We start from the raw sequence: 12,536 nt of genomic DNA, 5'->3' as shown, positions 1-12,536 counted from the left end.
CCACAATCAGACAGAACGGCCCGTTCGTCTAGGGGTTAGGACGCTAGATTTTCATTCTAGTAACAGGGGTTCGATTCCCCTACGGGCTACCAGGAGGCCTCCAGTTAATACTGGAGGCCTTTTTTTGTTCGACAATTTATCCCCTTTGGCCTCGACGTCAATTTTCTTTACCACCCCAAATTCATCTTAAATAGAAAGTTAGCACTACACCTCTAAACGCTCAGGTATTTAAGAATAACTTTACCGTACCACTACAGTAGGCCAGATAATGGCATTCATTTAACCACAGGTGCAGTTTTAGTCTCTCATAATAGAAATCAATTTCACGTTGTTAAATTGCGCGCATCGAAGGTGCCTAACATTCCCTCTTGTATGCCACATCCTCCATGCTGCCGTGCTGTAAAAAAATAAACACTGGCAGGCAACCCAGATCGCTTATATAGCATCTATCCAATGTAATCACGCTATTATCGTTCAACCTCATGCCTGATTGCAATTTATCTTAGCTAAAAAAACAAAAACTATGACAATCAAAAGAATCCTGCTGCTGTTGCTTTGTATCGGAAACATAGCTCTAGCTAGAGCGCAGCAAACTAAAATGGTAAGTGTCGGAAATCATTCGCTTGAGATGATACAGGCAGGCACAGGCGACTATACTGTGATTTTTGAGTCAGGCTTCGGCTCGAATTATAAAGTATGGGGCAACGTGGCTTCAGAAATAGCGAATACAAATCAGGTGATGCTATACTCGAGAGCGGGAACGGGCAAGTCCGAACCAAACCCGGAGCCGCAAACCCTGGAGGCAGCGATAAAGGATTTGAGCACCCTGATCGAGCAGGCAAAGCTGCAACCTCCCTTTATTCTTGTCGGCCATTCGTATGGTGCCTTTATCATCCGTGGGTATGCGGCGCAGCATCCGGGCCAGGTGAAAGGTTTAGTCTTTGTTGATCCGGCGCATGAAAGAATGATGCAGGAGCTAAAAAAGGCAGATCATGCCAAGGCGCTAAAAGACATTGAATTGCAAAACAGCTTTGTACCAGATAGATTTAAGCAGGAGAACGAGCTAATCAACAAGATCTTTGAGAAAGGCGCCTTGCCAGATTTCGGTAAACTGCCGCAGGTGCCGGTAGTGGTTCTAACATCGGTGCAAAAAAGAGAGAACCCTGAATTGTTTCTCCACGAGCCGAAGGGCGTGGAAGTATGGCGCAACCTACACAACGATTTCTTTAGCCAGTTTACCAGCGGCGCTCATGTTATAACGGCTGCAAGCGGACACAACATACACCGCGAAGAGCCTGAGCTGGTAGTTAATGCTATCAATCAAGTGGTGCAAGCGGCTGCCAAGGAGAAGGTCCGTCAGGAGCATGTCGCAAAAATGACGGCTTTGGATGGCAACTTCGTTCAGGCGACAGCCTACTTAAAAAAGAAAAAAGAGCAAAAAGCAGAGACCGTTTTGTTCAACGGGCTGAAAGCCTCGGGTTTTGATGAGCCGACCATTAACACTATTGCTTACCAGCAGCTAAATAACCCGACCAACATGCCATTAACCCTGCTGATTTTCAAGTATAACACTGTGACTTACGCCTCCTCGGCCAATGCATTTGATAGCTACGGAGAGGCTTTGATGAAACACGGCAAGCTTAAGCAGGCAGAAGTGCAGTTCGAGAAAGCTATAGAACTAGCCACTGCTTCAAATGATACCTCCACGCTTCAAAACAGCAAAGGAAACCTGGAGAAGATCAAACTACTGAAAAAAACGAAATAATTTTAGTTACAGAGGCAACTTCATGCGAAGGCTTAAAGCTTTGAGATAAAATGAAATTTGGACGTTGCTGAACAAGCACATATTGCTCCCTGTCCAGCAACGTCCGAAAAAGCATGATAACCACTGGTAGCAGGGACTTAAATAAAGTCTGAGAGACAGACAATTTCCTGCAGGTTGGCACCACAGCCAATCTGCAGAAAACCCCTGTCTCTCACCTCCACAAAATGTGTGGCGCCTTTTCTATTTGTGAAGTGAAAAAAGGAAGAGCCTATAAATTGCTTTACCTGATGCAGAAAGAGAGTTCTAAAGCAAAGAATTTAAGCATTATAGCCATCATGCATCCTGCCATTTTTGCTACACTTCCATCCAGCCTACTTCCCAGGTAAAAGTATCATCCATACCCTTGATCAGAAGTAAAGAAACATCCGAAATTTCCCGCAAAAAAACGTTTCTGTTTTAAAAACGTCCTACCTAAGAAGGCTTTTAATTGAATTATTCATTACATCCTTCTAGAATGCGAAGAATATCTTTACTATTAATTACCTGCTTGGTCAGCACATTATGCTACGCACAGTACCCAGAAGAGAAAGCCGATGAGAAGCCGACTTTAAAAATCGGCGGCGCGGTGCGCTTTAACTATAACCTTTCTACCTGGAAGGATGACCAGTTGAAACGAGGCGGTGACTTAGGGTATGATGTGTTCCGGCTTAATGTGGAGTCTGAGTATAAGGGTATCAAGTTAAATGCAGAGTTCCGTCATTACTCACAGGCTTTTGGCGGAGCCTTTCTGAAACAAGGGTGGTTTCAATATGATTTCTCTGAAAATTCTCAAATTCAGGTAGGGCTGCATCAGGTACCTTTCGGTATTCAGCAGTACAACTCTAACAACTGGTTTTTCAATATCACCTATTATGTAGGCTTTGAGGATGACCATGACATGGGAGTGAAATATATCCACGATAACGGCCGGTGGCAATGGCAAGCGGCCTACTATAAAAGCGCGGAGGAGTTTGTGTTCAGCTCAGCAGAGGCCAGCCCCAACCGCTACTCCTACGACATAACTGGGCGCAACAAAGAAAATAACCAACTAGACTTTAAGCTGGTTCGGCGCATGGGCGACAGCCTATCCCACGAACTTGGCGCCTCTCTACAAGGTGGGCTTCTCTATAACCTGGACACAGAGCGAAATGGTAACAGGTACGCTGCAGCTTTGCACTATGAGTATAAACCTACCTCTAGCCCCTGGGGTGTAAAGCTACAAGCAATGCTCTATCGTATAAACCCACAATATGCAGCAGGGGCAGACTTAGGTTTTGTAGAAATGGGTGCCTATGGCGCAAACTATAACGTAGCCACCAGAGGCGAAATGTATACCGCCAGCCTAGCCTATCACCTGCCCATAGCTACCCGCCTGCTGCAGGGCATAACCTTTTACAACAACTACGGCTACTATAACAAGCAGGTAGATGGTTTTGAAAACACGCACATGAACGTACTAGGAGCCTTATTTACCGCTGGCCCAATGTACATCTATACCGATGCTGCCTTTGGCTTTAACCAGCCCTGGCTCGGGCCTGAGTGGACAAATTCTCTTGCCCTTGGAACACCCGGAGACACGGACTGGCACATGCGTTTTAACATTAACATGGGATATTATTTCTAATCTAAAACAGCTGTTTGATGAGTAAAGTCACAAGAAGCGATACAAAAAAGTCACTGGGCCTGGAAGTAAACGGCCCTGTATTCTGGTCTTCCATTATAATCCTGATCATAAGCATAGCACTGGTCCTTATCTTCAGGGAGGATGCCGAAGCGTTTTTTAGCGAAGTACAGGCGGCTGTTACCTCCAGTATGGGCTGGATGTTTATTTTAAGCGTGAATGTATTCGTAGCCTTCTGCCTGTACATGGCTTTTGGCAAGTTCAGCGGCATCAGGCTGGGCGGCAAGGAGGCGAAGCCGGAGTTCAGCACCTCGTCCTGGTTTGCCATGTTGTTCAGCGCTGGTATGGGTATCGGTCTTCTGTTCTGGAGCATTGGTGAGCCTATCAACCACTTCCTGACACCTCCGCTCGGGGAGCCAGGCACTCCCGCTGCAGCGAGGCAAGCCATGAACTTCACTTTTCTACACTGGGGTTTCCATGCCTGGGCCATTTACGCACTGGTAGGCCTGGCATTAGCCTACTTTACCTATAGCCGTAAATTGCCCCTGACCATTCGCTCCGTTTTTTACCCTTTCTTGGGAGAGCGGATCCATGGGCTTATAGGTGATGTTATTGATATTCTGGCTGTATTGGCCACGGTTTTCGGACTGGCTACTTCGCTGGGTCTGGGCGTGAAACAGGTAGCAGCAGGGCTGCACCATGTGTTCCCGTCCATTGCAAGTGACGTGACGACGCAGGTAATATTGATTGCCCTTATCACCGGTGTCGCCACCATCTCTGTGGTAACGGGTGTGGACAAGGGAGTGCGTATATTGAGCGAGTGGAACATCCGCATTGCCCTGGTGGTGCTGGTGGCAGTGCTGGTGTTAGGGCCAACCGTTTTCATTTTAGGCTCCTATGTGCAAAACACGGGCTCCTACATAAGCAATTTCATGCAACTGTCTTTCTGGAACGAGGCTTACTCCACCCGAAACTGGCAAGGTAGCTGGACGGTATTCTACTGGGCCTGGTGGATTTCGTGGGCGCCTTTTGTGGGCATATTTATTGCACGTGTTTCCAAAGGTCGCACTATCCGAGAGTTTGTGCTGGGTGTGCTGATTGTTCCATCCCTGCTCTCCTTTTTGTGGATGACAGTGTTCGGTAGTACAGCCCTGCGGGAGGCATTGTCAGGCGGAACCGCTATAACGGAGGCAGTGGCCGCAGATGTTTCTACAGCCCTCTTCGTTTTCTTTGAGCAGCTTCCTTTCTCCACGGTGCTCTCTATCATCGGGATTATCCTGATCACAGGCTTCTTTGTAACTTCCTCCGATTCCGGCTCACTTGTAGTCGATAGCCTGACATCAGGTGGAAGAGCGGACTCTCCTGTGGGTGTGCGTATTTTTTGGGCCCTGGCAGAAGGAGCTGTAGCCGCGGTGCTGCTGATAGGCGGCGGCCTGCAAGCCCTGCAAACGGCTGTTATTATCACTGGTTTGCCCTTTGCGCTTATTCTGCTCACGATGTGCTACAGTCTGTATAAAGGGCTGAGCGAAGAGCTGGAAGAAGAAAACAAACTGGGCAAGGCACAGCAGCGGAAAGACTACCAGCAACAGATCACGGAACTTCTGGCCAAACGTGCCGCAAAACAGCAGACCAATACTTCAGAAGAAAAAGGAAAAGATTTACTATAATTTTAAAACAGGAGAAACATGATTGCAATTGACGCCATGATGGTTTGCCTCGACCTAAGCGATATAGACGAGAAACTAGTGGCCTTTACCCGTTCCATCTGTCAGCACCTGCCTATAAATAAGGTGTATTTTGTTCATAACATCAAATTAACTGAGCTGAGTGAGGACTTCAAGGAAACCTTCGGTGATATTGACCTGAGCAAAGAGGTGGAGGCCAGCATCACCGACATTGTCGCGGAGCATTTTGAAGGAGGCTGCGACCATGAGATACTGGTGAGCGAAGAGCCGAACACCGAGGTGATTATGGCTGACCTGGTAAAGCGGTATCATATAAAGCTAACCCTGCTGGGCAAACGAATGAGCAACAAAAGCACAGGGGCTTTGGGTACCAAACTGCTCCGTATACTGCCCTGCAGTGTCTTGGTCTTCCCAGAAACAGCTACTTTCAACATCGAACGGGTGCTGACGCCGATTGATTTCTCCGACGCTTCTGTGCACGCACTTCGGCTAAGCAAGAGCCTCTCCAGCCAATTGGGGCTAAACCTGGAAATTATGCACGTATATAAGCTGCCTACGCAGTATTTCCCGCTGATATCAGAGGAGAAGGCCATAAATAAAGCGAAAGAGGTGATTGAAGGGCGGTTCAAAGATCTTCAGAAACGACACCAGGAAATAGCAGATGTGCCTTATACGCTGGTTCGAGCCGCAGGCAAAAGCACAGCAGAGCGAATTTGCCTGCAACTGCGCAAGCATAAATATGATTTATTGGTAATGGGCTTGAAAGGCAACAACCCGCTCCCATCTCTGAGCCTGGGCAGCGTGCCGACTGAGCTTTACAACATGGACATAGACATACCGCTGTGGTTGGTGTACTCAGAGGCAGTGATTAAGTAAACGGCGGCACAGCAGCTTATACTTGGCTTGCCGCCATCAGATTGCTGATTCCTGTCACTACCATGTCGACACCGATGGCTCCCAGGAAAAAGCCGTTGATGCGCAAGAGCAGCTCCATGTTCTTATCGAAAGCGGTCTGCACACTTTTAGAGCGCATCCCGCGGCGAATCTGCTTGAGTCCCATAATAATGACAAAGTTAGCAAGCATGATAAGTGCCAGCGACACCACGCCCTGCCACAGTTCCATCTGTTCTGACATCAGGATAGTAAGGGAGATGGTACCTGCCCCCACCATAAAGGGCAAGGCGATTTCTGAAGCCAGATCGTGCAAATCTCCTTTTATTTGAATAAATGCCTTTTTGCCCTGCACGATAAATATATAGGCAAAGGAGAAAAGAACGATGCCGCCAAATATACGGAAGGACTCGAAGTTGATGCGAAATACTTTCTGAAAAACGATGTCACCAAAAAGCAGGAAGACCAGGTAAATGAAGAAAGAGATTAAACTTGCTTTTAAAAACACAGACCGGAAATCAGCGTCCGGCAAATCGTTCATAACGGGTTTCAGGTACAGGAAAAGCGCAAAAGGGTTGAGCATAACCAGAAAGCTAAAGATGGCTGCAATCATAAATTCAGGTATAAGTTGATTTCCTTTTGTTACGGAGCACTGGAAGGATAGATTTCAAGGTAATGTAGTCCTGTTTTACAAACTACCTTCTAGTAAAGGATAACCTGCAATGTTACAGCGATTTATAAAACACCTACTTCCATTTTAAAATCTCATAAAGGAATTCTCGGATAGTTCTGAACCTCCACTTCTTTACCATTTTTGATGTTAATCAAGCGGCTGGGGCGGTTGCTTTGTGCTACCTCATGTGCTTTAGTAAGAGCCTGCTCTTCATCCTCAAATGCCTGCACCAGTTCTTGGTCGTCGTTCAGTACACACCATTGCTTCTCTTCGTTGTTCCACTGTATGCGATAAGTTCTCTCCCCCAGCTGCTTTTTGTTTCGGATCAAGTCAAGTATGATCTTGCCGTCACTGGAGCTCCCGCCAGGGTATGGCATTGGCAGAAGTGCGAAAAAAATATAGTAGAGCGAGAAATAAGTGAATTGGTAAGTGGCTAAGTTCGGCTGTATGGTATTGTTCTCTATCAGGTAGATTACCACTACCGCAGCAATGGCGTTGAATAGCGCTCCCCCGGCAAAGATCAGGATATTAGCGAGGCGGTGATTGCGCTTCAGGCTGTCAAAAGAGCAGAGGCCGTACCAGAAGTAGTATTTGCGTACCTCCAGCATCCCAAGTCTAAATAATACATCTCCGGAGCCAACGGATACTTTGATATTCCTGCCACCCATTAGCCAGGCGAAGAAAACATGCCCTGCCTCGTGCACAAAAGAGATGATAGGAAGCACAAGGAAAAAGGCGAGAAAAAACTTCGGTATATCATTTACTCCAAACATAGTACTCCCTGTTACGATAATTGAGCCGTGGGTTACTGGTTTCGGTTGCTTTTTTATGGCCTGGCCGGGTGCCGTAGTTATTCCCCTACCATTACCTCTCTTATAAATGCTGCTGATTTATTTAACACCTGCTCAGCAGCTTCTTTGTGCGGTGTGTGGCCAACACCAGGCATAATGAATGCTTCTGCCTTTCCACTTACCTGGCGGATTGTTTTATCTACCTGATCTGTTGTGCCATACTCGTCCGCCTCGCCTTGAATGAACAACAACGGACACTGAATACCTGCTAAGAAATGTTCAATGTTCCAGTCCCGGTAATCGGCCCGTGTCCAGGTTTCTGTCCAGGCTTTGAAAATAGCCTCTACCTTGTCGCCGTGATACTTTGCCAGGCGTTCAGGTAAGTTGGTGAATGCATAGGCTTCAATTGCTTTAAAGATGCCCTTCAAAGTAACTTCTTCTACAAAAATGTGGGCGGCTTCGCAGATCACAGCTTTGATTTTACAAGGATACTTGCTTGCCGCTATCAAAGCTATAGAGCCGCCATCGCTGTGCCCAAACAAGACAGCACTCTCCACTTTCAAGGCGGTGAGCAGGTCATGCAGCACATCCGCTTCCAGTTCTAAGTAGTTAGTTGGCCTTTCGTGTGTCGGCATTGGTGCAGACTTGCCATAGCCCAGGCGGTCGTATAACAGCACATTGCAATCCGCAGCTTCAGCAAGCTTTTGGGGCAGATCACGCCAAAGCTGCACACTTCCCAGGGAGTCGTGCAAAAAGACTATAGTTGGTCGGTTTTCATAGATGCTACGGTGTTCTACATAAAGACTCTTCCCGTTCACGTCTAGTAAGGCGCTGCTGTTATCCTGTGTCATTATCTAAATTCGGCTGAGCTGTATTTGTTTTGCTTTAGCTGGTTTGGTTCACGTTAACTGTACAAAGTTATGAGAAATGATAGTAGAAGCAGGCGTATCATTTCTTTAGATCAAGATCACATTTTCGCGTTAACCTAAAAACATAACCAGGAGTAGGATTGTAGCTATACATTACTTCGTCTCATCATTAAAATAGGCAGCATACAGCACAACATAGCGGCTTTAACGGTAAAGTCTGAAACATTTCAATACTTTTACTTCTTAACTTATTATACTTCAAAAACTCTTCCGTATTGAGAACCATAAAATTCAATAAGACCAGGTGCGGCGTTGAGGTTTTGCTGCGGGTAGGTTCAGGCAACGAAATAAAAGAAGCCTACACCGATACCAGGGTGTACAACACGGACTACTTTGAAATTCTGATTTTTAGAAAAGCAAAAGGTTACGTGGTATTAAATCAGCGGAAGATTGAGTTGGCTGATAACACTGTTGTCTTTATCTCTCCTTTTCAGAAGAGGCAATGGCAAGTAGATCCTGAAAACCTGGATTTTACGTTTCTTATTTTCCAGGAAGGCTTCCTCAACGATTTTTTTGCAGATAAGCTGTTCACGTACCGGCTGCTATACTTTTACCAACTGGACTATCCATTGCGCATGAATGTGTCGGCTGAGTATATCCAGAAAGCCTGCAGCACCCTTACAGAAATACATACTGAACTGAAAGAGGCAAACCCCGACAGCGAACACCTCATCCGCTCCCTACTTTATTATCTCTTATTAAAGTTCAACAGAGATTATGCCCAGCACAACCACCTGCCGCTGAATAAGCCTGAAAACAACTATGCCTACCAGTTTAAGAAGCTGCTGGAGTTGCACATCAGGGAGAAACAACGGATCAGCGAGTATACCTTTCTGTTGGATATAAGCAGGATTACGCTTAACAAAGCTGTGCAGGCTCAGTTTAATGTCACCGCCACACACTTATTAAAACAGCGGCTGCTCTTCGAAATCAAGAACTACCTGATCCACTCTGATTTAACGGTAGCCGACATAGCGCACGAACTCAACTTTTCGGAGCCTAACCACCTGATGCGCTTTTTTAAAACACAATCCGGCCAAACCACATCTGCTTTCCTCCTTGATTATCAAAATGGTAGTAAGGCAGAAAGCTTTGGTAGCTAAGCTCAATCAATAGCTACTTAACTTTGTTGTATTGAAGTAAGAACCTATAAATCAATACAGAATGGCAACAAACACAAGTATACAGCTAGTTAGAAATGCAACCCTGCTCATCAACTATGCAGGGCAGAGAATTTTGGTGGACCCTATGCTGATGCCAAAGGATACCATCGATCCGTTTGCAGGCAAGGCTAGAAACCCGATGGTAGCGTTACCCATGGCTATCGAGGAGATTGTGAAGGGCATAGGCCTGGTGCTGGTAACGCATACACATCCTGACCATTTCGATCAGGTGGCTGCTGAAACGCTGGACAAGTCGATAAAGCTTTTAAACCAACCTGCCGATGAGGCATATTTTCAGAAAGCAAACTTCACCAACGCCGAAACGGTACAAGACAGCACTGTATGGAATGGCATCACCATTCACAGAACAGGTGGTGAACACGGCAGCGGTGAGATTCTAAAGCAAATGGGCACTGTGTCTGGTTTTGTACTACAGGCAGAAAACCAACCGACCATTTATATTGTAGGCGACAGTATCTGGATAGACGAGATTAAACAGAGTATTCAGGAGTACACGCCTGATTATATTATCATCAACTCCGGCGGCGCTGCTTTCCCTGGCTTTGAAGCCACGCCTATACTTATGAATGAGGAGCAGACGATGGCGCTGATCGGAGAAAGCGGGACAGCGAAGATTATAGCCGTACACATGGATGTGCTGGACCACTGCCTCACTACGAGAGAGTCGCTTCGCCAAAAAGCAGAAGGTCTGAATATAAGAAAAGAGAAACTGTTCATTCCGCAGGATGGCGAAGAGTTAAAGCTATAGCTCCGTAGCTGCCGCATACTTTATGTAGCACGGGAGACATACAAAACAGAGGGCCGCTCTACATCAGGTATAGCGGCCCTCTGTTTTATACTTAAACTTACTGGCCCTGTGTTAGCTTCCGGCAAATGGCGAACCAAATATGCCAACCGAAAGCTCTGCCCATACCAGAAAGAGGATTGCCAGAATAACGGCAACGAGCGCAATGGCATTATCCTGCTTCCTTACCTTTCTCAAAACTACCTCACAGACAATACCGGTAACCAGCAGCAGCACACCAGCAACTACAAAATCAAACAAGTCCCAGTTTACTTCGTCTGTAAATTGCATGGCTACCAAAGGGATAAATAGTATAAAAACTACTGTAAGCAGGATGCCCATTAATCTTTTGTTTTGCGTCATCATAAGTTTAATTTTTAATGGTTTATATATCAGTTTCTAATGCGTTAAATAGCATTCATCAACAATCTATTTTATCCCCTACCCCCATCGTCGCCAAAAGTAGAAAAGCCATGGTTGTTTCCTATGAGGGTGATGCAGGTATTACTTAAAGCCAAAGAGCAGCGGGAAAAGGAATACTACCACAATCGTCCAGGCAAAGTATACAGGGATGTACAGTACGATTGCTTTTCCAACTTCCGTGATAGCTGCTTTCTTTGTAGCCGTTTTAAAGAGCATCACAGTAACGAGCAGCAGGTGTACCAGTATCAGCACATTGCCACCAAGCACTGCTAACCTGTTTGGAGTAACACCCCATTCTGAGATCCGAAACGATATGGCTGAAAGCGCTATACCGTTTACAACCACCGTAACGATAGATAGCAGCAGCAATACCCATACGCCCGCTGCAGATCTTTCTGTAGATGAGCTCTCGGCCACAGAGAAGAAGATCAGTGCCATCACCCCTATCAGAAGCACGTTAAACAGAAGCAGGAAGTCTCTATCAGTATAAAGGTCCTGTCCTGAAAAAAAGATGGCACACAGGTAGATTAGCAGCATAACCAGGACCAGCGGGCTGAACAGCTTCGCTATGACCGGCGATACCTTGTTGACCAGCTGTGGATTACTTTGGGTAAGATGGCTTCCTACAATTGGCACTGCAGGTAAGCCAAAGGCCACGACATACTCAAAGTACATTTCCTCGATCTGGAATCCGATTATTGAAAATAAGCCGATAGTTATACCTGTGAGCAATACCCCGGCAATAACAAGTAGCGCTGACATCACAGCTAGGTCACCGTTGAAGCGCAGGTACTCCAGGCGCTTGTTGTAATTGCTCAGCTCATTACCTGCAAACGAAACCTCAAGTATAACCCACAGCAGCAGAGGCAGATGGATACAGGCTAGCAGAAGCGTATCACTGTTAATTGTGCCTGGCAAATAGTTGATGTACACGAAACATACAAGTATAGCACCCACCAAGAACCCTATTTTATTCGCAGCCAGCTTATTTTTCCAGGCAAAGTATGCTGCTAAAAACGGAAACAAAAGAAAGCTGCTGTTACGCGGATAAAAGAACTCTTCGCTAAGGGGAAGTATGGCTGGCAGTTTGGCAAAAATACCAGCAACTAAAGATGCAATCACTACAAAGAAAAACTCTTTAGCAGAGCCCCAGGAAATGTCGTCTGCATCATAGTTTAGCCTTTGGTACCAGAAATCGGCAAGCGCCTGCCCTTTTAGCTGCGGATAGACGGCACCAAACTCACGTTTAAAAGACGTTCGGTTACTGCGGTATAGCTTTTCCAGCTTTTGCGGGTCGTTTATGCCTAAAAGTATTTTGTCTTTCATGATCTTATACTTTAAAGTTTCTTTGCTTTGAATCTCGTGCTGGTATGGCTAATTAATCCCACATGGTGCCTGCCAATCCTAAAACTGTTCCGAGCCACAACCCTACAAAGTATACCACCAGGCTCAGGAGAACAGCCAACGTTCTGTTAAAGCCACGCGAGCTCTGGTAACTCATAAAAGCATAGAACGCACCACCCAAGGCACCGGCTAACGGATTAACTATCAATGGTTTGATTCTCCATAATTTACCCCATTCAGGATCGGGCGCATCAACTCCGAATACAAAGAAAGAGATGACGAGTAAGGCAATTCCTGCCCCTACCAGCATAGACTTTGTTAGCAATGCCAGAAGAGCGGGCTGATTTTGTGATGTGTTTAGCTTTGTCATAACTTAATTGATCTTATAGGTTTTATAATACTATTAA

12 protein-coding genes and 1 tRNA gene are annotated in these 12,536 nt (G+C 46.1%); 7 read left to right on the top strand and 6 right to left on the bottom strand.

The window, feature by feature from the left end; genetic code table 11:
* The first annotated feature begins 17 nt into the window (after positions 1-17).
* From ACFQ2O_RS15265 to ACFQ2O_RS15245, 5 genes are all read left to right on the top strand, one after another.
* A tRNA-Glu gene (locus ACFQ2O_RS15265) sits at positions 18-92 on the top strand.
* Positions 93-523: 431 nt separating this feature from the next.
* Positions 524-1,765 (top strand): alpha/beta fold hydrolase, encoded by a 1,242-nt coding sequence (locus ACFQ2O_RS15260; protein WP_377529394.1) that lies wholly within the window; start codon positions 524-526, stop codon positions 1,763-1,765.
* 547 nt (positions 1,766-2,312) lie between these two features.
* Positions 2,313-3,428 (top strand): hypothetical protein, encoded by a 1,116-nt coding sequence (locus ACFQ2O_RS15255; protein WP_377529391.1) that lies wholly within the window; start codon positions 2,313-2,315, stop codon positions 3,426-3,428.
* Positions 3,429-3,445: 17 nt separating this feature from the next.
* Positions 3,446-5,092, top strand: a complete 1,647-nt coding sequence (locus tag ACFQ2O_RS15250) for a BCCT family transporter (protein WP_377529389.1) — start codon at positions 3,446-3,448, stop codon at positions 5,090-5,092.
* A gap of 18 nt (positions 5,093-5,110) precedes the next feature.
* Positions 5,111-5,986: a universal stress protein gene (locus ACFQ2O_RS15245; protein ID WP_377529387.1), complete on the top strand. Its 876-nt coding sequence runs from the start codon at positions 5,111-5,113 to the stop codon at positions 5,984-5,986.
* Positions 5,987-6,002: 16 nt separating this feature from the next.
* Here the strand turns inward: ACFQ2O_RS15245 and ACFQ2O_RS15240 are convergent, their stop codons facing one another.
* From ACFQ2O_RS15240 to ACFQ2O_RS15230, 3 genes are all read right to left on the bottom strand, one after another.
* Complete coding sequence (locus tag ACFQ2O_RS15240) at positions 6,003-6,614, bottom strand: MarC family protein (protein ID WP_377529385.1); 612 nt, start codon at positions 6,612-6,614, stop codon at positions 6,003-6,005.
* A 152-nt stretch (positions 6,615-6,766) separates the two neighbouring features.
* Entirely contained in the window at positions 6,767-7,447 is a 681-nt protein-coding gene (locus ACFQ2O_RS15235; protein WP_377529381.1) for a M50 family metallopeptidase, read from the bottom strand.
* Between the two features lie 77 nt (positions 7,448-7,524).
* Entirely contained in the window at positions 7,525-8,316 is a 792-nt protein-coding gene (locus tag ACFQ2O_RS15230) for an alpha/beta fold hydrolase (RefSeq protein WP_377529378.1), read from the bottom strand.
* A 293-nt stretch (positions 8,317-8,609) separates the two neighbouring features.
* On the opposite strand from ACFQ2O_RS15230, the gene ACFQ2O_RS15225 reads away from it, so the two are divergent.
* Together ACFQ2O_RS15225 and ACFQ2O_RS15220 are read left to right on the top strand one after the other, a co-directional pair.
* Entirely contained in the window at positions 8,610-9,497 is an 888-nt protein-coding gene (locus ACFQ2O_RS15225; RefSeq protein ID WP_377529374.1) for a helix-turn-helix domain-containing protein, read from the top strand.
* Positions 9,498-9,558: 61 nt separating this feature from the next.
* Complete coding sequence (locus ACFQ2O_RS15220; RefSeq protein WP_377529371.1) at positions 9,559-10,326, top strand: MBL fold metallo-hydrolase; 768 nt, start codon at positions 9,559-9,561, stop codon at positions 10,324-10,326.
* Between the two features lie 111 nt (positions 10,327-10,437).
* Here the strand turns inward: ACFQ2O_RS15220 and ACFQ2O_RS15215 are convergent, their stop codons facing one another.
* From ACFQ2O_RS15215 to ACFQ2O_RS15205, 3 genes are all read right to left on the bottom strand, one after another.
* A complete protein-coding gene (locus ACFQ2O_RS15215; RefSeq protein ID WP_377529368.1) occupies positions 10,438-10,728 on the bottom strand; it encodes a hypothetical protein in 291 nt (96 codons plus the stop codon).
* Between the two features lie 138 nt (positions 10,729-10,866).
* Complete coding sequence (locus tag ACFQ2O_RS15210; protein ID WP_377529365.1) at positions 10,867-12,111, bottom strand: hypothetical protein; 1,245 nt, start codon at positions 12,109-12,111, stop codon at positions 10,867-10,869.
* Between the two features lie 52 nt (positions 12,112-12,163).
* Positions 12,164-12,499: a potassium transporter KefB gene (locus ACFQ2O_RS15205; RefSeq protein ID WP_377529362.1), complete on the bottom strand. Its 336-nt coding sequence runs from the start codon at positions 12,497-12,499 to the stop codon at positions 12,164-12,166.
* Positions 12,500-12,536 lie beyond the last annotated feature (37 nt).

Origin of the sequence: Pontibacter rugosus (genome assembly GCF_042678745.1) — a bacterium.
Classification (GTDB): Bacteria; Bacteroidota; Bacteroidia; order Cytophagales; family Hymenobacteraceae; genus Pontibacter; species Pontibacter rugosus.
The sequence above is the reverse complement of the archived record's forward strand: the minus strand, read 5'-3'. Positions and strand labels throughout refer to the sequence as shown.